22 protein-coding genes and 2 pseudogenes are annotated in these 24,935 nt (G+C 55.1%); 4 read left to right on the top strand and 20 right to left on the bottom strand.

Annotated features, from left to right (window positions below; all coding sequences use genetic code 11):
• Positions 1-164 precede the first annotated feature (164 nt).
• Positions 165-1,358, top strand: a complete 1,194-nt coding sequence (locus tag PG1C_RS11875) for a M20 aminoacylase family protein (RefSeq protein ID WP_237218178.1) — start codon at positions 165-167, stop codon at positions 1,356-1,358.
• Positions 1,359-1,373: 15 nt separating this feature from the next.
• Here PG1C_RS11875 and PG1C_RS11870 read toward each other — a convergent pair whose 3' ends face one another.
• From PG1C_RS11870 to andAc, 17 genes and pseudogenes are all read right to left on the bottom strand, one after another.
• Positions 1,374-2,318, bottom strand: a complete 945-nt coding sequence (locus tag PG1C_RS11870) for a CysB family HTH-type transcriptional regulator (protein ID WP_202634965.1) — start codon at positions 2,316-2,318, stop codon at positions 1,374-1,376.
• A gap of 124 nt (positions 2,319-2,442) precedes the next feature.
• Positions 2,443-3,153, bottom strand: a pseudogene (locus PG1C_RS11865) (sulfate/molybdate ABC transporter ATP-binding protein); the annotation flags it as partial.
• 17 nt (positions 3,154-3,170) lie between these two features.
• Positions 3,171-4,070, bottom strand: a complete 900-nt coding sequence (gene cysW / locus PG1C_RS11860) for a sulfate ABC transporter permease subunit CysW (protein ID WP_202634964.1) — start codon at positions 4,068-4,070, stop codon at positions 3,171-3,173.
• The gene (gene cysT / locus PG1C_RS11855; protein WP_202634963.1) at positions 4,070-4,933 is read right to left on the bottom strand and encodes a sulfate ABC transporter permease subunit CysT; all 864 of its coding nucleotides are present in this window, start codon (positions 4,931-4,933) and stop codon (positions 4,070-4,072) included. Before cysT ends, cysW begins: the two co-directional genes overlap by 1 nt.
• A 166-nt stretch (positions 4,934-5,099) precedes the next feature.
• Positions 5,100-6,305 carry a porin gene (locus tag PG1C_RS11850; RefSeq protein ID WP_202634962.1) on the bottom strand — a complete coding sequence of 402 codons (1,206 nt, stop codon included), beginning with the start codon at positions 6,303-6,305 and terminating at the stop codon, positions 5,100-5,102.
• A 136-nt stretch (positions 6,306-6,441) separates the two neighbouring features.
• On the bottom strand, positions 6,442-7,446 hold the full coding sequence (locus tag PG1C_RS11845) for a sulfate ABC transporter substrate-binding protein (protein ID WP_202634961.1): 1,005 nt from the start codon (positions 7,444-7,446) through the stop codon (positions 6,442-6,444).
• A 108-nt stretch (positions 7,447-7,554) separates the two neighbouring features.
• Positions 7,555-8,313 carry a fused MFS/spermidine synthase gene (locus PG1C_RS11840; RefSeq protein ID WP_237218177.1) on the bottom strand — a complete coding sequence of 253 codons (759 nt, stop codon included), beginning with the start codon at positions 8,311-8,313 and terminating at the stop codon, positions 7,555-7,557.
• A gap of 39 nt (positions 8,314-8,352) precedes the next feature.
• Positions 8,353-10,227 carry a potassium transporter Kup gene (locus PG1C_RS11835; protein ID WP_348539343.1) on the bottom strand — a complete coding sequence of 625 codons (1,875 nt, stop codon included), beginning with the start codon at positions 10,225-10,227 and terminating at the stop codon, positions 8,353-8,355.
• A gap of 174 nt (positions 10,228-10,401) precedes the next feature.
• A complete protein-coding gene (locus PG1C_RS11830; RefSeq protein WP_202634959.1) occupies positions 10,402-10,713 on the bottom strand; it encodes a non-heme iron oxygenase ferredoxin subunit in 312 nt (103 codons plus the stop codon).
• 66 nt (positions 10,714-10,779) lie between these two features.
• The gene (locus PG1C_RS11825; RefSeq protein ID WP_202634958.1) at positions 10,780-11,589 is read right to left on the bottom strand and encodes a DODA-type extradiol aromatic ring-opening family dioxygenase; all 810 of its coding nucleotides are present in this window, start codon (positions 11,587-11,589) and stop codon (positions 10,780-10,782) included.
• A gap of 2 nt (positions 11,590-11,591) precedes the next feature.
• Positions 11,592-11,864 (bottom strand): hypothetical protein, encoded by a 273-nt coding sequence (locus PG1C_RS11820; RefSeq protein WP_202634957.1) that lies wholly within the window; start codon positions 11,862-11,864, stop codon positions 11,592-11,594.
• 82 nt (positions 11,865-11,946) lie between these two features.
• Positions 11,947-12,777 carry an alpha/beta fold hydrolase gene (locus PG1C_RS11815; RefSeq protein WP_202634956.1) on the bottom strand — a complete coding sequence of 277 codons (831 nt, stop codon included), beginning with the start codon at positions 12,775-12,777 and terminating at the stop codon, positions 11,947-11,949.
• Between the two features lie 27 nt (positions 12,778-12,804).
• A complete protein-coding gene (locus tag PG1C_RS11810; protein ID WP_202634955.1) occupies positions 12,805-13,308 on the bottom strand; it encodes an aromatic-ring-hydroxylating dioxygenase subunit beta in 504 nt (167 codons plus the stop codon).
• Positions 13,305-14,669 carry an aromatic ring-hydroxylating oxygenase subunit alpha gene (locus PG1C_RS11805; protein WP_202634954.1) on the bottom strand — a complete coding sequence of 455 codons (1,365 nt, stop codon included), beginning with the start codon at positions 14,667-14,669 and terminating at the stop codon, positions 13,305-13,307. Before PG1C_RS11805 ends, PG1C_RS11810 begins: the two co-directional genes overlap by 4 nt.
• 86 nt (positions 14,670-14,755) lie before the next feature.
• Positions 14,756-15,913 (bottom strand): Rieske 2Fe-2S domain-containing protein, encoded by a 1,158-nt coding sequence (locus PG1C_RS11800; protein ID WP_202634953.1) that lies wholly within the window; start codon positions 15,911-15,913, stop codon positions 14,756-14,758.
• Positions 15,914-16,007: 94 nt separating this feature from the next.
• Positions 16,008-16,490: an anthranilate 1,2-dioxygenase small subunit AndAd gene (gene andAd, locus PG1C_RS11795; RefSeq protein WP_202634952.1), complete on the bottom strand. Its 483-nt coding sequence runs from the start codon at positions 16,488-16,490 to the stop codon at positions 16,008-16,010.
• A 10-nt stretch (positions 16,491-16,500) separates the two neighbouring features.
• Complete coding sequence (andAc, locus tag PG1C_RS11790) at positions 16,501-17,772, bottom strand: anthranilate 1,2-dioxygenase large subunit AndAc (protein ID WP_202634951.1); 1,272 nt, start codon at positions 17,770-17,772, stop codon at positions 16,501-16,503.
• Between the two features lie 374 nt (positions 17,773-18,146).
• Between andAc and PG1C_RS11785 the strand changes: the two genes are divergently transcribed.
• Entirely contained in the window at positions 18,147-19,241 is a 1,095-nt protein-coding gene (locus tag PG1C_RS11785; protein ID WP_202634950.1) for a helix-turn-helix domain-containing protein, read from the top strand.
• Between the two features lie 283 nt (positions 19,242-19,524).
• Here the strand turns inward: PG1C_RS11785 and PG1C_RS15070 are convergent.
• From PG1C_RS15070 to PG1C_RS11765, 3 genes and pseudogenes are all read right to left on the bottom strand, one after another.
• A pseudogene (locus PG1C_RS15070) lies at positions 19,525-19,954 on the bottom strand (transposase).
• A gap of 317 nt (positions 19,955-20,271) precedes the next feature.
• Positions 20,272-21,009 (bottom strand): oxygen-binding di-iron domain-containing protein, encoded by a 738-nt coding sequence (locus PG1C_RS11770; protein WP_202634947.1) that lies wholly within the window; start codon positions 21,007-21,009, stop codon positions 20,272-20,274.
• 24 nt (positions 21,010-21,033) lie between these two features.
• The gene (locus PG1C_RS11765; protein WP_202634946.1) at positions 21,034-23,022 is read right to left on the bottom strand and encodes a DNA topoisomerase IV subunit B; all 1,989 of its coding nucleotides are present in this window, start codon (positions 23,020-23,022) and stop codon (positions 21,034-21,036) included.
• Positions 23,023-23,236: 214 nt separating this feature from the next.
• Between PG1C_RS11765 and PG1C_RS11760 the strand changes: the two genes are divergently transcribed.
• Positions 23,237-24,103, top strand: a complete 867-nt coding sequence (locus tag PG1C_RS11760; protein ID WP_237218176.1) for an alpha/beta fold hydrolase — start codon at positions 23,237-23,239, stop codon at positions 24,101-24,103.
• Positions 24,084-24,926, top strand: coding sequence for a 3',5'-nucleoside bisphosphate phosphatase (locus PG1C_RS11755; RefSeq protein ID WP_202634944.1), 843 nt, complete (start codon positions 24,084-24,086; stop codon positions 24,924-24,926). Before PG1C_RS11760 ends, PG1C_RS11755 begins: the two co-directional genes overlap by 20 nt.
• Positions 24,927-24,935 lie beyond the last annotated feature (9 nt).

Below are 24,935 nucleotides of genomic sequence, written 5' to 3'. Positions count from 1 at the left end.
CATAGCAACTACGGCGCAGGGTTGTCGGGATGCGTGAATGTAAAGTTTAGACCTTCGGTGCATAAACGCCAATGAGCGGTGCCGGATTTCGGCGTGGATTCGGCATGGCGAAGCCCACGTATTTGGGCTAGGATGACGATGATGATTGAGCGCAGGAAACAACCATGGTCACTATGCTGCAAGACGACGTATTTTCCACCTTATTACCCACCCTGGTGCCAAAGATTACGGCTTTTCGCCGCGACATTCATGCGCATCCTGAGCTTGCGTTCGATGAACATCGCACGGCTGAAAAAGTCGCGGATTATCTGGCAAGCCTGGGTCTGGAAGTGCATCGCGGGCTGGCGCGTACCGGTGTGGTGGCCAAGCTGTCGCTGGGCACCAGCCACCGTGCCATTGGGCTGCGTGCAGACATGGATGCCTTGCCCTTGCGCGAGATGAATACCTTCCCGCATCACTCGCAGTTCGACGGCAAGATGCATGCCTGCGGTCACGACGGTCACACGGCGATGTTGCTCGGTGCGGCCGCAGCGCTATCGACTCTGCGCAATTTTGACGGCACGGTGTACTTCATTTTTCAACCGGCGGAAGAACACGAAGGGGGTGGTCGGGTGATGGTTGAGGAAGGCTTGTTTGAGCGCTTCCCGATGGAGCGCGTATTCGGTTTGCATAATTGGCCGGGGTTGCCTGCGGGCAGTTTTGGCGTCACCGAAGGGCCGGTGATGGCGGGCACAGACCATTTTGATATCACGCTCACCGGCCACGGTGGGCATGCCGCCATGCCGCATCAGACCGTCGATGTGGTGGTGGCCGGTAGCGCCTTGGTGCAGGCGCTGCAATCCTTGGTGTCGCGCGAGACTGATCCGCTCGATGCGGCCGTGGTGAGCGTCACGCGGTTTCACGCGGGACACGCCGACAATGTATTGCCCGAAACCGCCCAGCTTGGTGGCACGGTGCGCACGCTCAACCCGGTCGTACAAGATGCGTTGGAAGCCGCCATGCGCCGTGTGTGCGAGGGCATCGCAGCAACCTATCGCGTGAGTATCGATATGCACTACGAGCGCGGCTATCCGCCGACGATCAATGCAACGGATGCTACGGCGATAGCGCGCGAAGCGGCACAGCAGGTGGTGGGTACGCAGGCCGTGCAGACGCAATTGCGGCCCAGCATGGGCGCGGAAGACTTTGCTTATATCGCCCTTGCGGTGCCTGCCTGTTATGTGTGGTTGGGCAATGGTCCTACGGCAGGCGGCTGCATGCTGCACAGCCCGCACTACGACTTTAACGATGAAATTATCGCCACCGGTATTCGCTACTGGGTGCGGCTGGCGCAGGTTGCACTGACGTCGTTCATCTAATCGGCGGTTAGCTAATTATTCCGAATCAATATCGTCGCGTGGTGGTGATGCAGCGGCGCGCACGGTGGTTTCGGTGAGTTGCTCTGAGCACAGTTCGATAAAGCGATAGGCATAGCTGCGCAAGTAGTGCCCGCGTCGCACGCCAATTCGGGTGGTATTGGCCGGGAAGAGTTGCACGCCATCCAGCAGGGTCAGCCCGGTGTCTTTGCGCGGGTCAAAGGCCATCGAGGCGATGATGCCGGCACCCAGCTCCAGTTCGACATAGGTTTTTATTACATCGGCATCGAGCGCCGACAAAATGATGTCTGGTACCAACCCGGCATCGGCAAAAGTACGATCAATCGTGCCACGACCGGTAAAGCCCTCATGGTAGGTAATCAGCGGATGCTCGGCCAGTTTGGCCAGTGTGAGTACAGGCTCGCTGGCCAAAGGATGTCTGTCAGGCACAATCACCGAGTGATGCCACTCGTACCACGGAAAAGTCACCAGATCGGGTTCGCCCTCCAGCGCTTCGGTAGCGATGCCGATGTCCGCGTCTCCTGCATGCAGCAAGGTGACAATCTCTTGCGGCCCGGCCTGATGCAGGGCGAGATGTACTTTGGGGAAGGCTGCTTTGAACTTGGCCACGACCGCAGGCAGGGCATAGCGCGCCTGCGTATGCGTGGTGACGAGCGTAAGCTGTCCTTGATCGCGATGGGCGAACTGCTCAGCCAGCCGCTTGATGTTGCGCGCGTCAAGCAACATGCGTTCAACGATGCTGACCAGCTCTTTGCCCGGATCGGTAAGTCCGGTCAGGCGTTTGCCACGGCGTACAAATATCTCGACACCCAGTTCATCCTCAAGATCCTTGATGTGCTTGGAGACACCGGACTGCGACGTAAACAAGGTGTTCGCGACTTCGGTCAGGTTGAAGTCGCGGCGTACCGCTTCACGGATGATGCGCAATTGCTGGAAGTTCATGATATCCCTACTCTCTAGCGCGTGACTGTCACGCGCGCAGTTTGTCATTAATTGCCTGGAGTGCGTAGCCTCGATGCTTCAAGCGCGCGGCCACCAGCCAGTCGGGGCCGTGGTCGTCCAGGTTGATGAAGTCGGCGACAAACGGCGTGGCGGGTTGCTCGACGACGGTTTGCGGTATGCCTATCTGTTCAACGCGGCCATGATTCATCACGACCACGCGGTCTGCCACCTCCAGCGCTTCTTCCTGATCATGCGTGACAAAAATGCTGGTGATGTGCAGCTCGTCATGCAGGCGGCGCAGCCACTGGCGCAATTCCTTGCGTACTTTGGCGTCCAGCGCGCCGAAGGGTTCATCGAGCAGCAGCACGCGCGGTTCGACGGCGAGTGCGCGCGCCAGGGCGATGCGCTGGCGCTGGCCGCCGGAGAGTTGCGCCGGGTAGCGGTCGGCCAGCCAGTCGAGTTGCACCAGATTCAGCAGGCTATGCACTTTGCGATGAATCTCGGCTTCGGCCGGACGCTGGCGGCGCGGCTTTACGCGCAGACCAAAGGCAATGTTCTCAAACACAGTCATGTGGCGGAACAACGCGTAATGCTGAAAAACAAAGCCGACCTGGCGTTCGCGCACATGCGTGGCTGAAGCGTCTTCGCCTTCGAGAAACACTGTGCCTGAATCGGCAGATTCCAACCCGGCGATGATGCGCAGCAGCGTGGTTTTGCCGCAACCGGAAGGACCCAGCAAAGCCACCAGTTCGCCACTGGGAAATTCCAGTGAGACATCATCCAGCGCCTCGAAGGTGCCGAAGGCTTTGCGGATATTGCGTACTTCAATACTCATGTCGTTTGCTCCGTTGACTATGCAGCAGTCTGATGCCATTCGATAGTGGTTTTCAGCGCCAGTGTGACCAGTGCCAGCAATGCCAGCAGCGAAGCCACGGCAAACGCCGCTGCAAAGTTGTATTCGTTGTAAAGAATCTCAACTTGCAAGGGCAGCGTATTGGTTTGACCACGGATATGGCCGGAAACTACGGATACTGCGCCGAACTCTCCCATCGCGCGCGCGTTGCAGAGAATCACGCCATACAGCAGGCCCCATTTCACATTGGGCAGCGTCACGTGCCAGAAGGTCTGCCAGCCGGAAGCGCCCAGCACCGTTGCCGCTTCTTCCTCGTCGCGCCCCTGGGCATCCATCAGCGGGATCAGTTCGCGCGCGACAAACGGAAAAGTGACAAAGAGGGTTGCCAGCACGATGCCGGGCACGGCAAAAATAATGCGAATGTCGTGATCCCCGAACCATGAGCCGAACCAGCCCTGGGCACCGAAGATCAGGACATAGATCAAACCGGCAACGACGGGTGAAACAGAAAATGGCAGATCGATCAGGGTAATCAGAAACTGTTTGCCCCGGAATTCGAACTTGGCGATAGCCCAAGCCGCAGAGATGCCGAATACCAGATTCAACGGCACAGAAATAGCCGCCGCCAGCAAGGTCAGGCGCATGGCCGAGAGCGCATCCGGTTCTACCAGCGCGGCGAAATACACGCTCCAGCCCTTGCGCAGCGCTTCGGTAAATACGGCAAACAGCGGCATCAGTAAAAACAGGGCGAAGAACCCCAGTGCCAGTGTCAGCAGGGTGTAGCGTACCCACGGCGCTTCACGCGTGGCAGGGCCGGCCTGGTAATCACGGCTAGCGCCGGAGGCGGCGTGCACGGCAGGGGCAACACCGCTTGCAACACTGTTTGCAAACTCTGCCATCAGGTTTTCCTCCCGTCAGTGGATGAACTGCTCGCAGCACTCCAGCTTTGCAGGCTGTTGATCACCAGCAGCAGGGAGAAAGACGCTCCCAGCATCACCAGCGCGATGGCGGTGGCGCCGGTGTAATCATATTGTTCGAGCTTGGTGATGATCATCAGCGGTGTGATTTCGGAAACCATGGGAATGTTGCCGGCAATGAAAATGACAGAACCATATTCGCCGACCGCACGTGCGAAAGCCAGCGCGAAACCGGTCAACAGCGCGGGTGTCAGCGCGGGCAGGATGACCAGGCGGATAATCTGCCAGCGATGGGCGCCGAGGCAAGTGGCCGCTTCTTCGAGTTCCAGTTCGAGGTCTTCCAGAATCGGTTGCACAGTGCGCACAACGAAGGGCAGACCGATGAAGACCAGTGCCACCAGCACGCCCAGCGGCGTGAAGGCCACCTTGATGCCGTAGGGTTCCAGCAGTTTGCCGAGCCAGCCATTACCGGCATACAGGGCTGTCAGGGCAATGCCGGCAACGGCGGTGGGCAGGGTGAAAGGCAGATCAATCAGCGCATCCACCAGCTTCCTGCCCGGAAAACGATAGCGCACCAGCGACCAAGCGAGTAGCAGGCCGAAGACGGTATTGATCCCCGCAGCGAGTAGCGATGCGCCGAATGAAAGCTTATAGGACGCCAGCACGCGCGGCGCGGTGACAATCTCCCAGAACTGCGCAAATGTCAGCGATAGCGTTTTGAACACCACGGCTGATAGCGGCAACAGGACGATCAGCGATAGATAAACCAGCGTGAAGCCGAGCGTGAGGCCAAAGCCCGGTAACACCTGATGTCGACGGGTGATGAGATGAGACAAAGTGGGCATTGCGAAATTCCTGCGATGACAATGGTGCGTAGTCTAGGAATTTGCGCTGCAAAGCGGAAATACATATTTCTGCTTTGCTTATATGCAAAGTAGAAAAAGTCGGCGCTGGTGATACGGCGACTTTGAGTAGACGCTAAATCTTGCTAGTGGCAGATTTGCATGGGTCTCAGAACGAATGCCGCAGCCCGACTTGCAGGCCGGACACCTTGATGTCATCGCCGGCAAACCCCGAGGAGTTCTTGCCGAAGTCGTAACCGCCACCGCCATTGGTGGAGGTCTTGTCGTCGTTCTTAAGGTAGGCGTAGTTGGCCTTCAGCAGGGTGCGCTTGGACAGGCTGTGTTCATAACCCAGCGAGTAGAACTTGGCACCGGTGTTGTCGAGGCTGCCGACGCCGGTACCGTTACCATCCAGGTCATTGGCGCGGTAGTACTGCGCCGTGAGCTTGCCATTGGCTGTCACGTTGTAGGTGCCACCTAAACCCCAAACATTCTGCTTGAGTTCAGCAAGGCTGCCATCAGCCTTGGTGCGGGCATACAGTGCGCGCAAAGTGACGTTGCCGAAGTCGTAGATGCCGCCCAGACGGATCTCCTTGAGTTTCTGGTCAGAGCCGAGGAGGGCTTTAAAGCCGCCAGAACCAAAAGGGGCGGAGGCTGCCACATCGTTCTTTTCCGACACAGTGGCGTAGGTCAAACCGACCAGGACGGGGCCGTTGTTGTAGTTCAGGCCCAGGTCATAGGCCGAGGTGTTGACCTTGGCGGCGGGTGGGAGTGTGTCCACTTTGTTTTCATTGGCCACATACAGGGCGGTCGCCTGCAGGCCAGAGAACGGAGGTGAAATATAAGCGATGGAATTGGTGAAACGGGTATCGAACAGCGAGGAGGTCGTCGCTGATCGGGTGGCAAAGGCTGGCGTGCCACCGCTAGAGAGTGCACCGCCCAGCTTGCCGACGATGGCATTGTTGGTGCCGGTGCCATCGTTGCCGGCATTGACGTCCAGCGTAGCAGCCAGCGCGCGGGTCGGGCCGGTCAGGTTGCCGAGAATCACCTTGCCGAACTCGCCGGACAGGCCGACAAAGCTGTCGCGGCTGGTGCCGAGCGCGCCGCCTGTGTCAAAGTTGGCGTTGGATTCGAACTGGAACAGGACGGTCAGGCTATTGCCCAAGCTTTCCGTGCCCTTGAAGCCGATGCGTGAGCCGTTGGTCGATACGCGGGTGAAACCGGGGGTATTGGCAGAGAGGGCGGGGGTGCCGCCACCGCTTACGTTGATGACATCGAACGTCGCATCGGCGACGCCGTAGATGGTCACATTGGATTGGGCGAATGAAGTACCGGCAAGACCGGCGATGGCCAGGGCGATGATTTTTTGTTGCATGATTTCTCCTGATTTAAAAAAGTACTGCGATTAAAAAATGATCAGGGTTGAAAGAGGTTTGACGCGGGCCGAAAAGTCGGCGCTGGTGAGACGGTGACTTTTGTCTAATTACCGTCTGCGCGGAGTTGCAACAGGCTTAACGCACGCTGATCTGATCAAAGGTGCCGCCATCGGCAAAGTGGGTTTTCTGGGCTTTCTGCCAGCCACCAAACACCTCGTCGATGGTGATGAGTTTCACCGGCGCGAACTGTTTGGCATATTGGGCGGCAATCTTTTTGTCCGTCGGGCGGTAGTAGTTTTTGCCGGCGATTTCCTGGCCTTCGGGTGAATAGAGAGACTCAAGATAGGCGCTCGCTACCTTGCGCGTGCCGTGCTTGTCGACAAATTTGTCGACGATGCTGACAGGTGGTTCGGCAAGGATGGACAGCGATGGCGTCACAATTTCAAACTTGTCCGGACCAAGCTCCTTGACGGCCAGATAGGCTTCGTTTTCCCAGGCCAGCAGCACGTCGCCGATACCGCGTTCGACAAAGGTGGTGGTCGAGCCGCGCGCGCCGGAATCCAGCACCTTGACGTTGGCAAAGAGTTTCTTGACAAATGCTCTGGCTGTCGCCTCGCTGCCGCCCGGCTGTTTGAGCGCGTAAGCCCAGGCCGCGAGATAGTTCCAGCGTGCGCCGCCAGAGGTTTTTGGATTCGGCGTGATCACGCCAATATCCGGCTTGACGAGATCGTTCCAGTCGCGGATAGCTTTCGGGTTGCCCTTGCGCACCAGAAAAACGATGGTCGATGTGTAGGGTGCCGAATTGTGCGGCAGGCGTTTTTGCCAGTCGGCGGGAATCAGTTGCGCCTTGTCGTGCAGCGCGTCAACATCGTAGGCCAATGCCAGGGTGACAACATCGGCTTCGAGTCCGTCAATTACCGCGCGGGCCTGTTTGCCAGAGCCGCCGTGGGATTGATTGATAGTGACGGTGTCGCCGGTCTTGGCTTTCCACTGTTTGGCGAAGGCGGCGTTGAATTCCTGATACAGCTCGCGCGTCGGGTCGTAAGAAACATTGAGCAGCGAGATATCTGCTGCACGGGTTGCGGTGACGGTGAACAGGGAGATGCCGAGCAGGCCGGCAATCGCTAGAGGTCGAAGCATGATGTTCCTTTCGTGAATAAATTTTCGGAAAGGAACTGTAGCGCCCGAGCACTGAAAAACTAACCAAGAAAAAATGGAATGCTTATTCCCTGTTGAAGGATGGGCAGATTAGAACTGCAACATGCCATCCTTGAAATGGCCAGACGCGGCAAGGTTCGCCAGCATGGGTAGTAAATTGAGGTGCGTGGCTTGGCGCAAATGCTGTGCGGCGGCTTGTAGTTCGGTAAAAATCGGTGCTGGTGATACGGCGTTAGACTGGTTTGCCGAGGCCACAGCGATAGCATTGCCTTCATCGCGTGATGGCACGACGATGACATGATCGTCAAAAGCGGCTTCGATTTGCTTGATGCTGTGGCTGAAGTTTTTGCGGCGCGCCAGCAGATTGGCGCACAGCAGTCCATCATCTGCCAGGTGCGCTTTGCAGTCGAGGTAAAACGGCAGTGAGTCGAGCCGGCCGGCGCGCGCGTTGCTGTCGAAGCCATCCACCAGGATGAGGTCATAGCGTTGCTTGGACTGAATCATGAAATCCGCCCCGTCGGCAAAATGAAGGCGGATGCGCCGCGGGTCATCCGGCAGCTTGAAAAATTGTCGCGCTGCGGCTTCGACGCGTGGTTCGATTTCAACCACCGTGAGCCTGGCTTCGGGCCGGTAGCGCCACAGAAATTTGCACAGCGAGCCTGCGCCAAGACCCACCAGCAGTACACGCTGCGGCCAGTCGTCAGGATGCAATAGCAGCGGCAGCATCATTTCCTTCGTGTAGTCGAGTTCCAGCGCAAACGGTCGCGCGATGCGCATGGCGCCCTGCACCCAGCCGGAGCCAAAATGCAGATAGCGCACGCCGGCTTCTTCGCTGATATTGATGTTCATGCGCAGCGTTTCTGTTCCCTGGCAGGCGGGGGCAACACGTCAGAGTTCGATCTGGGTGCCGAGTTCCACCACCCGGTTGGTGGGTATTTTGAAGTAGGCGGTTGCCGTGTCTGCATTACGGAACATCCACATGAAGAGTACCTGCCGCCAAAAATTCATGGCAGGCACGGCATTCGGAACGATGGTTTCGCGGCCGAGGAAAAACGAGGTCTCCATCATCTCGACGGGTGCCATGCCCATCTGTCCGACTTGTTCCAGCGCGGCGGGAATGTCAGGCGTGTCCTTGAAGCCGTAATTCAAGATGACGCGGTAGAAGCCTTGCGGGAGATGTTCCACATGTATGCGATCAGCCTCAGAGGCATGCGGAATATCCTGCATGTTTACGTTGAGCAAAATCACTCGTTCGTGCAGCACCTTGTTATGCAGCAAATTGTGCAACATGGCGCGCGGTACGCTGTCAGGCTGGGGAGTCAGGAAGATACCTGTGCCGACAACGCGCTGCGGGCCGCCATATTCAAGGCTTTTGAGGAAGGCGTCCAGTGGCATCGAATCCTGTTGCAGTTTTTTGTAGAGCAGGGCGCGGCCGCGTTGCCAGGTGGAAAACAGGATAAAAACGCCCAGACCCAGCACCAGTGGAAACCAGCCGCCATCGGCCACTTTCACTAGGTTGGCAGATAAAAAAGCGAGATCAACCACCATGAAAAAGGCAAGAAAGAGCCCCGCCTGAAGCCAGCTCCAGTTCCACAATGAACGCACCACAACGAAGGCGAGCACCGTGGTGAGCATCATGGTCATCGTCACGGCAATGCCGTAGGCTGCGGCAAGATTGGATGAGGTTTTGAAACCCAGCACCAAAGCAATCACGGCAACGAGCAGCAACCAGTTGATATTGGGAATGTAGATCTGTCCTTTTTCATGCTCCGAGGTGAACTTGACCTGAATGCGCGGGCAGTAGCCGAGTTGCATGGCCTGACTGGTCAGTGAAAAAGCGCCCGATATGACTGCCTGCGAGGCGATGATCGTCGCTGCGGTGGCCAGCGCTACCATCGGATAGAGCAGTTCTTCCGGCGTTAGCAGAAAGAAGGGATTTTTGATTGCGGCAGGGTTGTCGAGAATCAACGCGCCCTGGCCGAGATAGTTGAGATACAGACAGGGAAAAACATAACCCAGCCAGGCCCATTTGATCGGCCGTCGGCCGAAATGGCCCATGTCGGCATACAGCGCTTCACCGCCGGTAATGGCCAGCACCACCGCACCCAGCGCAAGGAAACCGTGGCCTCGGTTTTCAGCAAAAAAATGTATGGCATACCAGGGGTTCATGGCAGCCAGAACGCCTGGATGCTTGAGTATGCCTATCACACCAAGCGTGCCCAGGGTGCCGAACCAGAATAGCATCACCGGACCGAATAATGCGCCGAGACTCGCCGTACCGCGTGGCTGGACAAGAAACAGTCCGGTCAGGATGATCAGGGTGAGGGGAACGACATAGGGTTTAAACACCGGTGTTGCTACTTCCAGCCCTTCGACAGCCGAGAGCACTGACATTGCGGGTGTAATCACCGCATCGCCATAAAACAGCGCGGCACCGAAGATACCCACCCCAGACAATAACCATAGCAGGCGCGGACTAGCGCCTCGGGTACGCAGGGCCAGCGCGGTCAGCGCCATGATGCCGCCCTCACCACGGTTATCGGCGCGGGTGATGAACTTTACATATTTGAAGGTGACCGTGATGGTTAGCGCCCAGAAGATCAGCGACAGTATGCCGAGGATATTTTCTGGCGTCACTGCCATCGCGTGCGGGCCATTGAAGGCCTCTTTCATGGCGTAAAGCGGGCTGGTGCCGATGTCGCCATACACCACGCCCATGGCCGCGATAGCCGTGGTAATGAGGCGGGCGCGGGTACTTGACACGTTGTGTGCGCTGCCCGGGGTTTCAGTTGTGTTGTTGCTATGCACCATCGGTCTCATTATAGGCGAAACGGCTTTTTTCTCCGTGTCGCCAGCGCCGTCCAATAGCGGACTCAAGACTTTTTGGTGATCTTGCTTGGCTCAGCGTGCCCGATAACTACGCTTGCGGAAAAACTTTCAACCGCGACCCACAAATATCTCGCCATCCCGCACGTCCACCTTAAAACACTCGAGGGGAATCGTGCACGGAGTTTCTACGGGCTCGCCTGTACGGCAATTAAATGCTCCTCCGTGAAAAGGACACTCGATGATGTCTCCTTTCAGTTCCCCTTCGGTCAACGAAGCGATGCCGTGCGTGCAGTAGTCGGAGGTGGCAAAAAAATCGTCACCGATACGATAAATCGCCACCGGGGTGCCATTGGCCAGCAGGACACGACGCATGCCGCCATTGGCGATGTCGTCGGTTCGACACACTTTGATAAAACTCATGGTGAAGCATTTCTCCCGTGTTGAGTGATTTGGTGCTTTTGCATGAAGCGGGATGACAGTAAAGGTTCAGGTGACGTGATACAGCACGCCGCCCAAGCCTGTAAACCAGGAACGCATTGGTTCGTAAAATATTTTCTCACCGCCTGAAGAACGGGCTGCCTGGGCTGCCATTAGCCAATTCATAATTTCAATGCCGCCATTGCCGCCACGGGCAATGATGTCGGCATTGCCCGCCTGGGCGAGTGCAGCATGCCGTCCCGCGCAGAGCTCATCCATCACCTGATGATCAAACGCTTCATCCACGTCGCCGTGACGCGGCACGCACAACCAGTGAGAAAGACCGCCTGCGCCTATTACAGCCACACGTGAGGCTGCAGGAAGATCGGTTTCGATGGCTTGCCTGAGTGTTTCACCCAGTATCAGGCAGCGCTGTGCTGAGGGCATCGGATGCGTATTGATATTGACGATCAGGGGCACGATGGGCAAATGGGATAAGCCCATAAACAGCAAGGGAATCATGACGCCATGATCGAGACGGTATTCTTCCGCTTGGCAAAGATCAAAGCCGTCCTGATCGGCTTGTTTGACGATTGCCTCCGCCAAGGCACGGTGGCCGGTGATGGGGGTGCGTGGAATATCCATATCCCCCATCGGCGTGTAGTGATCTGACATGCCAATGACAAAGCGTGGCTGCATGGCCAGGTCAATGTTGAACATATGATCACTACTGATAATGATCACAGCGTCCGGCTGCGCGGCCAATAACCGGCGGCCAAGCGTCTGAAACCCGTCAACGACGTTTTGTGCGGGGCCTTCACACCCCATGGGGGACATCAGGATATGCGAGACGCCGCAGGCAGCAACAATTTTTCCCATGCTTATGATTCCTTGTTAAAGAGCGCGTGATAATCGCGAATACTTACCTGCGTTGCCATGCCTGGGTTGCGCGCAATGAGGTAAAGCATTTGCAGAATGGGGTGCACGTCAATAGACGCCAGCGCGGGAGGTGAGGCTTCTGTCAAGGCTTGTCTCTCCTGATCTGTGAGGCCGTATTCATCAAAGACGGCCCGGGTTTCGGTAGTCAGCCGGTCAAGAAGACCGGGGACCTTGGTCAGGTTTTGAATCAGTCGATGCACTTCGTAGCGAGCCAAAATGAATACTCCCGGTGGATACTCCAAATAAGCAGGAAAATGCCGCAAAGCGTTTGCGGCAGGGGGTAATGATAGCGACCAATTAATGTGACTTGATAAACGAAGTGACCGCAGCAGAAAAATCTTCGGGGTGTTCAATCATCGCCCAGTGACCGCAATGAGGAACGATATAGCCCCACGAGTGCTCAATCAATTCCAGGAAACGGTAAGCATGCGTCAGCGGGACGACCAGGTCATTTTTACCATTGACGACAAGCGTTTTGTGCTTGACGCGCGCAATATACTCTTCAGGATAAAACAACCCGCCCTGTTTTTTAATCCACGCCATGGTGTTGCCGTAAGCCGCCCTGGTTTCTGGCTTGACAGAGTTGTTCCAGCGATAGTCAATCATTTCCTGCGTGATGACAAACTTGTCGTTGGCCAGCGTTTTTATCAGCTTAACCATTCCTTCCCGGGTGAAGTCGTAATTGACAACAGGCAAAAGCGCGGGGGTGATTTCGCCATTCAGACCGGCGCTGCCCATCAGGATGAGTTTGTCGACAAGTGCCGGATGCTCAATGGCAACGCCCATGGCGGTGGCACCGCCCATGGAATTTCCCACCAGTGACGCTTTGGCTAAGCCAAGCGCACGGATAAATCCGGCAACGTGGTCATAACGTGCTTTTTGCGAGTAATCGCAGGTTGTTGGGTCGGGGGCATCGGTGCTGCCAAAACCCAGCATGTCGATGGCGATTACGCGAAAGTGTTTGGCAAACAGGGGCATGCAGGCAAACCAGTTGCCATAGCTGTTGGCACCGGCACCGCCACCATGGATCAATATCAGCGGCTCACCTGCACCTGATTCGATATAGCAGGTGTTGACGCCATTCACGTTAATATACTTTTTTTGATAGTCTGCTTCATTGAGGTGCATGCTTTTTCTCCAGGTTAAAAATTAAAATCAAAGATGGTAAAGGTCCAGGGCGGTGTCAATCTGGTCATTGGTCAGCGTGATGTAACGCTGACCAATGCGCCATTGACCGGCTTCCAGGCGGAGCGTGTAGCGGCACGATCCACCATAGACCCAGCTGCGCTTGCGGCGATAAACCAGGGTATGCCATTGGCAATGAACCACGGCGATGTGGCCATCAAACGACACGACTTGTTCGTTACCAATCACATGAGACGTCCGCGCCAAGGGAGTGGATGCGGGTGAATTGCCGGATGTAAAACGCCAGACGCGATCACTCAAGGCTGCTTTGCCTTCGAGGTAAATTAGTGATACTTCGTTGTGTGGATCATGGGTTAAGGTATTTTCATCCACCCAGGCTGGCAGCCAGAAAATAATATCGTCGCTGTGTAAACTCAACCAATCATCCCAGCGCTGTTCATCCAGGGCGGCGGCCTGTTGACGAATAACGCCGACCAATTGTTGATAATCTTCAAATCGTAAGGCGAGTGTCATGAGGAAGCCATCCCACCTGAACGTGTCATCAACCGCAACCATTCATCAAACTGACTCATTGAGCACCCTTCATACCCGATGAGGCCGCTACTTTCCAGGGGGATACCGAGCGCTTGTGCGGTTTCATCCGCGCCGACGATCCGGTTATGCAGGCCAAAGGAAATAAAACTGTTCCCCGAGGCGCTGGTCCCTCCGGCGCCCGCCTGACAATATTCAAACTCGGCATTGTCGTCGGGGGTGCCCATGCCGGAACCCATGAAAAACTCTTCATACTGACGCAAACGACGAATTCTTTCTTCAGCGCTTTCTACCTTGGGCGCCAGGCAGTAGAACGTGATCTCGGTTTGATTGACACTGATCGGGCGGAAAGTGCGAATGAGGGTCGCCATCTGGTCCAGCAGATGCAAATTGGGATACACCGAAAGGTTACGGAAAATACTGGTCATCCAGGTGGCGCGGGTTTCCCCGAAGGCTTGGGTCAGGCGATCTTTTTGGCGGTAGATAGGCCGGTCTTCCGGATTAGGAAAGTTAAACCAGATGCCGGTATGGCCGTGACCGAAAGTCCATTGACGGCCAATTTTTTCATGCATCTTGTCAATTTGCATGGTACGGATGGCCCCTGCACGTTCGGTCTTGCGTTTGGCGATGCCAAGTAACGACTTGTGTGCATAGTCCGGGTGTAGACCATCACCGCCGCCATTTTCCAGCATGAGTTTCCAGTTGCCGTGATAAATACAGCTGGTTTTGCCAGGAAGAACGGTCCAGCCTTCCGGACATTGATCGAACAGCATATCAATGAACGAGGCGGCACCCCCTAGATGTTCTGCCAGCGGGGGAACCTCAGGGTTCAGGCTGCCAAAAACGAAACCGCGGTAACTTTCAACGCGGGCAACACGTTCAAGAGCGACATCTTCCAGTGTAAAGGTATCCGTATAGCCCTGTTCAGGACGTTGCACCCAGACAGACTGGCCGGTCGCATCAAATGTCCAGCCATGATAGGTGCATACATGGAATTTTCGGTTGCCTTGTTCCGTACGGCAAAGCTGTGCCCCGCGGTGCGAGCAGGCATTGATAAATGCACCGATGCGCTGATTGCCATCCCGCTGGACAAAGATAGGGCGGCGTCCCATGGTGGTGGTAATGAAATCATGGGGAAGGGCTATCTGACTTTCATGGCAAAGAAAAATCCACGAACCCTCAAAGATGTGGCGCATTTCCAGTTCCAGCCATGCCGGATCACTATAAATAGAACGATCAACCCGATATACTCCCGCATCAGGACGGCGATCAAACAACATGGCTGGATCGGGTGCCCGTTGTTTGGCGTCTTGGTAGCGCCGAGTTTTTAATGGAGCATTCATGGTTTTCTCCCTGAAAAACATCGCCCCAACGCCGATCAGTTCCCGGAGGGAACCGCGGCGGGGTAGGGCGTAGCAGTTAGCAGACGTCAAGCCTTGATATGTTCCTGGGTTTGCACGCCGCGGTTGTGCTTCGAGCAAAGTTTGCGCCAGTCGACAATCGCGCTATCGGCTTCGAAAAGAATTTCTTTTAACCAGCCCTCATCGTCGGCATAGAAACCCACCATCGCTTCTCTTGCCCAGACATCATCATTGTTAAAACCATCCAGCGCCATGGCGCGCCACTTGGTGTTGAATTCCTCCATGTAGACCTGTTCTTCTGCGGGCGAGGCGCAGCGTTTGCCGATGGTTTGAAAGTAATAGTGACTGTTTTCATCCACGGGAACATACCATTCAAACTGGGTGGTGGCGGGATCCGGAAAGGGTTGTACACGTAATACGCCCGGCAGCCAGATGGAAATATTGTTGGCGACGCGGTTATGGCCAAAGTTCCCCGTACGGACGACTTTGCCGTCGATCTTTCCTTCGAATACCGGGACAGACGCTTCCGCTAACAAGTCAAACACGCCTTTGGCACCTTGTTCTTCATCGTCTTCAACAATGCGGGTGCGCATTTTGGCATCCCCTTTGGGTGCAAAGCCAAGGGGTAGCGCCAGATCGTTGCCTTTGATGAGAACAGAGTCTTTATGGATAAAGATATGCGCTGGATCAAACCCGTTTTCGGCGGCGAGTCGCCAATTCGAATGGACAATTTTATTCTGGCCACAAATCACCATGTCGTCATCAAGAAATGTTGGCGGCACATCTGTCACCAGTGGCGGCGGATCAATATCGCCGAGGAAAATGAAGACACACCCTTTGGCTTCTTGTACGGGGTAGACTTTTACCCGTTGCTTGCCAATTTGAATGCTTTCCGGATTGGTAATGATGTCACTCAGCAATCCGTCTTCCCAGCGGTAGGTCCAACCGTGGTACCAGCAGGTGATGGTTTCAGGGGTATAGGATTCAATTTTTACCGAGAAAGACACGCCTCGGTGCAAGCAACGATCCTTGATGCAAAAAAGTTTGCCATTCACACGACTGACCAGTAAATCTTCGCCCAGCAGCTTGATTTTTTGTGGCTGACCTTCGTCAATATCTTTACCGAAGGCGACCGGATACCAGTGATTGCGAAAGCCTAATTTGGCATCAACATAACCTGCCCAGCCTTTCACTTTTTTCAAAATTTCTTCTTTGACATTAGCCATTTGGGTGATCTTATCTCTTGAATTTGAAGTGGGAATGAATGAAAAGCGATGCGTCGATTGCTTGAAGTTTTCATGATTTACCGATATGGTTAGCTCATACCGGAATTGCCAGCAAGGTAGGGACGCGCAAAGTATCGTAGATTGCCCGTTTAGAGCGATAGCGCCAACCGTCGGGGGTGTTGACCGCCTGATCTTCATACCTTCCCGCTTGGTAAATGATTGAATCACCTTCCAGGTTGGTACGAATGACGGCATAGCTGGCGTGCATCCTGGCCGTCGTTGGATCTATCGGGGTGATGACCAGACCAGATACCATGTGACGATAGGTTTGCGGTTCATACAGATTCGCCTCGCGAGTAGAGATGATGCGGTCGCGCATCATGCCCTGGCTGTTGCAGTAGATCAGCCCCATCGGCAAATCGGCATCGGCATTTTCTTTGGGCACAATTTCGTAATGTCCATCTGCAGTAAATAGATCAGGCCAGGCTTCCAACTGGTCATTGTCCAATACGCTGATATAGCGTTCCTGCAAGCTGTAGAGCTCGAACCAAAGCAACATTTGATCAAGTGATATCATAACGATTCCCTCAAAGCGCCATCAGAGCCTGGTAACCCGTCCAGAAGCGACGGATCAGACTCTCGGTAATCAGTGTGTCTTGCTGGTCAGGCTGGCTACGCCCCATGTCAAGGACCGAGGTGCTTTTGCCTTCCCGCAAGGTGCCGCGCTGTACTAGTTCGGTGGCATACCCATCTTCCATGGAAATATACCCGGCAGGCCCGACCAGGTTGGCTTGTTTGATGCGTAGCTCGCGCAATTCCGGCGTGTCGTCGGCATAGCCGAAAAAGTGAAAGACCAGTTCAAACTGATCCGGCGCCTTGGGTAACAACTGGCGCGCCACCAGCGAGTTGTGAATCTGCTGCAATACCAGCTGCGGGAAAATCGACTGGATGTGATTGGTGGTGGCTTCCTCGTATTCATGGACGTAACCCAGGACCGACTCGTCTTCGAGATGAAAGCCGTCGTTCATGGAGCGAATATCCTGCGCTTTGTACTCGGCCGCTGAGTTGTCGTCCTCAATGCGCGTGGCCGTGATGATGCTATGCAAACCCTGCGCTGCGTCCGGTAACGAGCGGGCTTTCATGCCCACCCGCAGGATGTTGAAGGTGGTGTGAAACAGGTGCAGCAAACTGGCATGGTAGGGGTCTTTGACGTTTTCGAAATACAGTTTCCAGTTGGCGTTGACATACTGCCGGGTGCACCCAAGATAGACGATGGGTTTGTGCATGATGCGATCAATCCACGGTCGCATTTGAGCTCCGAGATACTCTGGTAAAGCGGCCACTGTGTCACTGAAGCTGGCAAAGATCAGGCCTCGGTAACTATCCACCTGCAGCTTTTTCAAGCCATGCGCTTTCATGTCGAAATCGGGCGGCATGCCGGCCATCTGCTTTTGCCCGCGACGGAAAGGAATGCCGGTCAAGTTGCCATGACTATCGAAGTTCCATTGATGGTAAAGACAGGCGTGGGAGGTGGCATTGCCACGGGGGAGAGTGCACAGCTTGGCGCCACGATGGGCGCAGCGATTCACCCAGGCGGCGAGACTGCCATCGGATGTGCGGGTGACCACGACCGGGGTGTCGCCCACGTAGGTACTCTTGAAATCACCCGGTTGGGGTATTTCAGCGTCCAGAGCGACGAAGTTCCAGGTGGGGCCGCGATAGATGCGCTCTTGTTCGCGCTCATAGATGGCCTGCGAGCTGAAGACTTCGTAGGGAACGCGCGAGCCATCGCTGTGAGGGAAATGAATGTCTAGCGGTGGCAACGGCAGGTCGGTTTGGTTAAGGTCAGCGTGTCCCATGGCGGCTCCTTTCTCTTTAGGTGTGCTGCAACAGGTGGGGGGAATAAAAAATTTTCAAAAGCGGTTGCATGCGGCTTTCTGAATGACGTTCTGAAATCGCATCGGGCACGCTAGCTGCGGCAGCCAATCGGCAAGGCGCAGGCAAGATGTTATCCTCCATATCTTTCCTTTCTTAAGAAAGCTGTTCTTGATTTATAGCGTGCATTTTGATGGATTGGGATGATGGGGTGTTATCCGAAATTGGAAAAAAGAAACGCCTTCAGCAAAGCAGTTATTTCTTTTTTCAACACGGCTATCGCGAGATTGAGAAATAGACCCTCGATAACCTCGAACAACTTGCGCAACTCCTTGGTTAACAGGTTTATCATACTCGCATGCGTGCTACCACTCCATCCAAAGATATTTCTCATGCCCGATGGCCATCGCTGAACCCTACCGGGTCGCGCACCATCGCGGGCTACGTAGCGCAACAGATGCCGCGAGTGAGTGAGGAGGTATCCGGTTTTCTGTACGAGAAAAAAACCACTTGTGATTCCGATGAGCATGCCAAATCCATGTTTGGATGGAATCAGTCTTGTGATCAGATGACGCCTGGCGCTTTTGACGGCAAGGTGGTGGAGATGTGGATTAAGGGAATGCAGATCTTTCGAGCGACAGCTAATCGCTCGGTGTGTCAGAGCGGACACTTCTGGAAGAACTATCGCGTTATCGGTATGCCATTGGAGATGAGCAGCATGGGGTTGCTTTCCAAGCAGGCGATCACTCTTGACACGCTCTTTACCTTCCAGAGTGAGCTGGGATTTTCTTTATCAACACCAGAAGAATTTGATGCCATCGCAATTGCAATCCCAGATACAACGCTGGAAAAGTTGATGGTCGAGAGAGGAATAGGCAGCATCCGCCGACTGATGGGCGACACCATGAACGTCCTTCGGCCTAACCCGGACAAGCTAGTCGAACTGCGTAACTGTCTGACTTCCGCACTTGATCCTCGCAACTTTCGTCAGGAACTGCTGCATGACCCGCAGGCACAGCAGACAATGCGGTCGACGATCATTGATCACGTCCTGGAAACGCTTCGCTCCGCCCAGCCTGCGCCGATGCGCACGCGGTCTTTCAAGGCCCACAGCCATTTGGTCCATGAGGCCATCAATCTAGCGCTGGCCAATGCCAGCGAACCGCCGACGGTCGCAGGACTCTGTCGCCGGCTCAAGGTCAGCCAGCGCATGCTCAACTATAGTTTCCTGGAAACCGTCGGCACGGCTCCGCTCCAGTACTTGCGCAGTCGCCGCCTCAACGGGGTGCGCCGCGATCTGCGTGCCACTTCCGCCCGCCCGGTGACCATCGGGGATGTAGCTGACCGCTGGGGCTTCCGGCATTTGCCGCGCTTCGCGGCTGAATACCGCTCCCTATTCGGGGAGTTGCCCTCAGAGACACTGAGGGGCACCATCAATTCAGAATTCAGCTAGCCCATGTTTGAAGAAAAGTGACGAATAAATAAGTTAAGGGAGCCTCTAAAAATCAGTTTTCGATGCGCGCTTGACGAGTCGAATGAATCCTTCGCCAAAACACTTCAGGCGAATTTTGTTTTGTGCCCAGGTTAAGCTGATTTCAGCCTGGTATCCGAGCAGCTTCTGTTGCGTTTCGCAGTATTTTTCTACTGCGAAACGCACCTACCCTGCCATCCTCGCATCACGCTTGCCTAGCTGCACTAGTCGCATCATGTTATGCACCAGATTCATCATGCCGATTTTAACTTGTCACGTAGCAACCCCGTAGCAACCCAATGGGGCGCATAAAGTGTCCGCCCATTGCATCCTGCGCGCCGAAGATATGTTCAATCCGGGCACGCACCTCTGGTTTTTCTCGGTTCAATTCCTTCTGCGCCTCGGTCAATGGGCTACCACGGACGCTTTTCTCGCAGATATGACTGGTGATGCCAGCCCGGGTTAGCTTGCCTTCCACAGCCTTGGAACGATACGCACTATCGGCATAGATGGCGCATTTCTTTCCATCGACGTTCTGAGTGATCGAGCAAATCGTCCAATGCCTGGCTGTCGTGGACTGATGCATCCGTGACCCGGTCGCTTTGCACCAGTTTGGTGGCATGATCTGCATTGATGTGGTTCTTGTAGCCGTAGTAATTCACGCTGCGCTTCTTCGTCCAGCGTGCGTCGATCATTCGATTCAGCTCAAGGCGACAGGTTTCCCAGTCAATTTAAGCATTCAACCCAACCAGCGGGCCACCCAGCCCGGCAAGATTGCCGATCCGCTCGGCTATGTCAAAAAATCCAGGTTGGGCTGACTTCTTTATTGCTCATTTCTCGTTCGTGGTTGCACTGCTTTATAACGTTTCTCTGTATCGCCAAGCTGATCGATTCGCCCAATTTATTGGCTATTCCTGGAGGCGCTCACGATACAACAGCGCGTGTGCTTTTTTAGGCAGGTTGCGAACAAATAAATTGACTCATGCCGCTATGCCCCTCGTTGCCAGATAGCTTAGCTGGATTTATTTTCAAGCGACTCGGCCAACGCGAGAAGTAGCTTTGTACCGTCGCCTCGCCAGGCGCTACCATGCATGCAGGCTAATGTTTCGGGATTGGCAGCTGCCAGGCGTTCGAGCATTTCGCGGGTGTTCGGCGCATGGGCAAAGTAGTCCATGGCGTGACGAAAATTTTCGCTGGGCGAGAGAATATCCTGTTCAGTGACGGCGGGAAGATTACTCCCTCCCTGGGTGAATAAATCCCCACAGAGCAGGGTCCGCGTTTTCTCTTCCATCAAATAACCACATTCCCATCCATGGGGGAGGTGCGGAGCGTCAAACCAGCGGACAGTATGAGTGCCCAGGGTCAGCTGTTCTCCATCGGCAAGAGGACGGGCAGGGCGATTCGCCATGTCATTGATCGACACCATGGCGGCAATTCGGCTACATACCGGAACGGACTGTGGTGCAACCGATAGCCATTCATTGAGTGCACCGCTTTCATCGCCTTCGACGTGAGAAAAACCGATATAACGCAGTTGTTCGGGTGGTAACACATAGGCTACGGCTTCTTTTGTGAGTGAAAAAAGTTTGCGATGGCCCGTATGAAAGAGGAGCGGCGCATCATCAACAATCAGATACTGGTTGTAGGAAAAGGCGCCGCCATTGTCGAATTGAACGGGTGTGTTAATGCGAAAAATACCCTCGGCAATTTCATGAACATTCGTGCCGGAAGCGATGTTGGTTACTGACATGTTTTTCTCCTTTTTATTGATGGTTTAAATATCGGCATCAACCAGATGCCCATTGGCTTCCATCCAGGTACGACGTGACGCGGCTTCGCCTTTGCCCATGAGTAAATTAAACAACGCCTTGGTTTGCACTTCGGGACGTTCAGTGACGGACAGGACGCGCCGTGTTGCCGGATTCATGGCGGTTTCGCGCAATTGTTCGGGATTCATTTCTCCTAATCCCTTAAAGCGTCCTACTTCAATGGCATGGGCTGGGACGCCTTCCTTCAGCAGACGATCCTTGATCACGGCCAGTTCTCCTTCATCCAGTGCATACAATCGTCGAGCCGGTCTCTTCTTGCCGCTGGCGGGCACATCAATGCGATAGAGCGGAGGTTGCGCGATATGCACATGACCTGCTGTAATGAGGGCTGGGAAGTGCCGGTAAAACAGCGTGAGCAACAGCGTTTGAATATGTGCACCATCCACGTCAGCATCCGACATGATGATAACTTTGCCGTAACGTAAGGCGGAAAGATCAGCCGTCGAGTTGTCATGCGGGTCTATCCCCAGGGCGACGGCAATGTCATGAATTTCTGCATTGGCAAACAGGCGCCCGGCATCAATTTCCCACGAATTCTGGACTTTGCCGCGCAAGGGCAAAATTGCCTGGGTTTCTTTGTTGCGCGCCATTTTGGCCGATCCACCTGCTGAGTCTCCTTCCACCAAAAATAGTTCGTTTTCAGTCAGTAAAGTGGATTCGCAATCGGAGAGTTTGCCAGGCAGGACGGCGACTCCTGATTGTTTTCTTTTTTCGACTTTCTGCGCATTTTTTTGCCGTGCGAGCGCCTGGTGAATGGCTAATTCCGCAATGGCACGACCAGCCTCAACGTGTTGATTGAGCCATATTTCAAAGGGGTCGCGAATCATGCTGGATACCAGCTTGACGGCCTCGCGCGAGTTGAGTTTTTCTTTGACCTGGCCTTGAAACTGCGGGTCAAGCAAGCGAGTGGATAACACATAGGCCATGTGGCTACAGACGTCATCTTGCTGCAGCTTGACGCCGCGCGGCAGCAGGGCGCGATGTTCAATGAAAGATTTAACCGCCTCAAAAACACCGGCGCGCAGACCGGATTCATGCGTGCCGCCAGCAACGGTAGGAATCAGGTTGACATACGATTCAGATGAGACGGCTTCAACAAACCAGCCGATGACCCAGGCAGCACCTTCGCCAGGGGCAAAGTCAGCGTGGTCGCTATCGGCATATTTTTCAGCGGCATACAGCGGGGCGATATTTTCAGCGCGCCCTGCCAGTTCAATCAGATAGCCAGCCAGGCCTTGCGGATAGCTCCAGGTTTTGCTGCTGGTGCTGCCGTTCGCCTGTTCAGTGTCAAGGCGCACGGTGACGCCAGGGAGTAGCACGGCTTTTGAGCGCAACAAGCGCTCAAGCTCAACGGATGACACCGTGGGCGTATCGAAATACTTTCCGTCAGGCCACACGGTCACACGGGTACCGGTTTGTTTGCCACAGGTGCCTGCTTCTGTCATCGGGCTGATTTTTTCGCCGCCTTCTGCAAAGTCAATTTGCCATATCTTGCCTTCGCGGCGAACCTCAACCGCTACGCGTTTTGACAACGCATTGGTAACAGCCACGCCCACGCCATGCAACCCGCCAGAAAAAGCATAGGCGGAATTGCCTGATCGCTTATCAAACTTGCCACCGGCATGCAGGCGCGTAAAGGCCAGTACAACCACCGGAATTTTTTCTTCCGGATGAATGCCGACGGGAATGCCACGGCCATCATCAACGACGGTAATAGCACCGCTATGGTGCAGCGTGACATGAATATTTTTAGCGTAACCGCCCAGCGCTTCGTCGGCGGCGTTGTCAATCACTTCCTGAATGATGTGCGCCGGTGAATCTGTTCGGGTGTACATGCCCGGCCGCTCGCGTACGGGTTCTAAGCCTTTTAGAACGCGGAAGGATGATTCATCATAATAAGTACTTGCGCGGCTATCAGAAGCTTTGGTGGCCATGGTCGAATATCGGTTGAGTTATTGCGGGTTCAGAAGAAAATATCGCGTGGATTGTAGTCGAACCGCTGAGGATGACTGCGCATGGTTTCCATGACTTCTCTATTGTCCCCACGGACGGGGTAAATGCGAAAGGTTTATTAAAATGCACTGCTAAACTGTGGCAATGAAGCCCTGCCATTCTAAATTTTTATCATTGCGCGGACGTCACATTCATGTGCGTTATTGGCAAGATGACCCTGCTGCACCGTTACTGGTCATGCTGCACGGCTGGGGAGATATATCAGCCACCTGGCAGTTTGTTGTGGATGCGCTAGTGCGTGGCTGGCAGGTGCTGGCGCCTGACTGGCGCGGGTTCGGGTTGTCGCAATGGAACCATGACAGTTACTGGTTCCCCGACTATGTGGCTGATCTCGATGCCTTGCTAGAACACTGCTCCCCCGGGACGCCGGTGCGATTGGTGGCGCATAGCATGGGGGGTAATGTGGCGTGTTTGTATGCCGGGCTTCGTCCGGAACGTGTAGCAGGGCTGATCAATCTCGAAGGTTTAGGTTTGCCAGGCCGTCCGGCGACGGAAGCGCCGGCGCATTATGCCCAGTGGCTTCGGCAAACACGCGATGTGCGAGGGTTTCGCACGTATCCCGATTACGCCGCACTGGCGGCACGCTTGCAGAACGATAATCCGCGTTTGTCCGCTGCACAGGCAGCGTTTCTTGCAGCCCATCTGGGTGTGGAGAAAGCAACCAGTGACGGGCAGCGGGAAATTCATCTGGCGATTGATCCTTGTCACCGCTGGTCGAATCCCATTCCGTATCGGCTAGAGGAGGTGATGGCGATCTGGCGACAGGTGACGGCACCCGTGCTATGGGTGACTGCTACAGAATCGACCGCATTCAAGAAACTTTTTGCTGTGGATTCTGCGGACTATCGCCAGCGTGTGGCATGCTTTCAGAACATTCGCGAAGTCACGTTGACAGACGCCGGGCATAATGTACAGCATGATCAGCCGCAGAAAGTGGCACAATTGATCGACGAATTTTTTTTATGTACGGAGTTGCTGCGTAATGGAAGCACTGAACGCTGATCTGCACTGCCATTCCAACTTGTCGGATGGCATGCTGTCACCTGCCGAAGTGGTGCGTCGGGCGCATGGCAATGGCGTGGAATTGCTGGCGCTGACGGATCACGACGAGTTAAGTGGCCTGCCCGAGGCGCGTGCAACCGCAACCGAGTTGGGGTTGCGGTTCGTTGATGGTGTGGAAATTTCGATTTCCTGGGGCGATGATCAGACAGTGCATATTCTGGGGCTGGCGGTTGATCCCGCTAATGCTGCATTGCAGGCTGGCTTGCAAAAAGTGCGGAGCGGCCGCGATGCGCGTGCCACAAACATGGCGACAGAGCTGGACAAGGTCGGCATACACGGCGCTTACGAAGGCGCGCTGCGGTATGCGGGCAATCCGGCCATGATCAGCCGTGCACATTTCGCCCGCTACCTTGTTGAGCAGGGGCGCGCAAAGGATGTCAAAACGGTTTTTGATCACTGGCTTGCCAAGGGTAAGCCAGGTTATGTCGCCCATGCGTGGGCAACGCTGGAAGATTCGGTTGCCTGGATAGTCGGCGCTGGTGGTACGGCGGTGATCGCCCATCCGGCGCGTTATCGGCTGACCAAAGCCCAGCGTCGGGAGATGTTCACGACCTTTCGTGATCTGGGCGGGCGTGGCATTGAGGTTTTGTCCGGTGCGCAAGGGCCGGAAGAAGCCAAAGAGTTTGCCAGCGTCTGTCGCGAGTTCGGTTTTCTCGCGTCGCGCGGCTCTGATTTTCATGGCCCGGGTGAGAGCTGGATTGATCTGGGTAAGCTGCCGGATTTACCTGAGGATTTGACGCCTGTCTGGGCACAATGGAATTAAAAACAGAAT

Origin of the sequence: Rugosibacter aromaticivorans, assembly GCF_000934545.1 — a bacterium.
In the GTDB taxonomy this organism is placed as follows: domain Bacteria; phylum Pseudomonadota; class Gammaproteobacteria; order Burkholderiales; family Rhodocyclaceae; genus Rugosibacter; species Rugosibacter aromaticivorans.
Note: the sequence above shows the minus strand (reverse complement) of the source record. Positions and strands in the feature narration are given on the sequence as shown.

Coding starts and splice junctions, on each gene's coding strand:
- PG1C_RS11875 (WP_237218178.1), top strand. CDS start 165: ATGGTCACTATGCTGCAAGACGACGTATTTTCCACCTTATTACCCACC.
- PG1C_RS11870 (WP_202634965.1), bottom strand. CDS start 2,318: ATGAACTTCCAGCAATTGCGCATCATCCGTGAAGCGGTACGCCGCGAC.
- cysW (WP_202634964.1), bottom strand. CDS start 4,070: ATGGCAGAGTTTGCAAACAGTGTTGCAAGCGGTGTTGCCCCTGCCGTG.
- cysT (WP_202634963.1), bottom strand. CDS start 4,933: ATGCCCACTTTGTCTCATCTCATCACCCGTCGACATCAGGTGTTACCG.
- PG1C_RS11850 (WP_202634962.1), bottom strand. CDS start 6,305: ATGCAACAAAAAATCATCGCCCTGGCCATCGCCGGTCTTGCCGGTACT.
- PG1C_RS11845 (WP_202634961.1), bottom strand. CDS start 7,446: ATGCTTCGACCTCTAGCGATTGCCGGCCTGCTCGGCATCTCCCTGTTC.
- PG1C_RS11840 (WP_237218177.1), bottom strand. CDS start 8,313: ATGAACATCAATATCAGCGAAGAAGCCGGCGTGCGCTATCTGCATTTT.
- PG1C_RS11830 (WP_202634959.1), bottom strand. CDS start 10,713: ATGAGTTTTATCAAAGTGTGTCGAACCGACGACATCGCCAATGGCGGC.
- PG1C_RS11825 (WP_202634958.1), bottom strand. CDS start 11,589: ATGGGAAAAATTGTTGCTGCCTGCGGCGTCTCGCATATCCTGATGTCC.
- PG1C_RS11815 (WP_202634956.1), bottom strand. CDS start 12,777: ATGCACCTCAATGAAGCAGACTATCAAAAAAAGTATATTAACGTGAAT.
- PG1C_RS11810 (WP_202634955.1), bottom strand. CDS start 13,308: ATGACACTCGCCTTACGATTTGAAGATTATCAACAATTGGTCGGCGTT.
- PG1C_RS11805 (WP_202634954.1), bottom strand. CDS start 14,669: ATGAATGCTCCATTAAAAACTCGGCGCTACCAAGACGCCAAACAACGG.
- PG1C_RS11800 (WP_202634953.1), bottom strand. CDS start 15,913: ATGGCTAATGTCAAAGAAGAAATTTTGAAAAAAGTGAAAGGCTGGGCA.
- andAd (WP_202634952.1), bottom strand. CDS start 16,490: ATGATATCACTTGATCAAATGTTGCTTTGGTTCGAGCTCTACAGCTTG.
- andAc (WP_202634951.1), bottom strand. CDS start 17,772: ATGGGACACGCTGACCTTAACCAAACCGACCTGCCGTTGCCACCGCTA.
- PG1C_RS11785 (WP_202634950.1), top strand. CDS start 18,147: ATGCGTGCTACCACTCCATCCAAAGATATTTCTCATGCCCGATGGCCA.
- PG1C_RS11770 (WP_202634947.1), bottom strand. CDS start 21,009: ATGTCAGTAACCAACATCGCTTCCGGCACGAATGTTCATGAAATTGCC.
- PG1C_RS11765 (WP_202634946.1), bottom strand. CDS start 23,022: ATGGCCACCAAAGCTTCTGATAGCCGCGCAAGTACTTATTATGATGAA.
- PG1C_RS11755 (WP_202634944.1), top strand. CDS start 24,084: ATGGAAGCACTGAACGCTGATCTGCACTGCCATTCCAACTTGTCGGAT.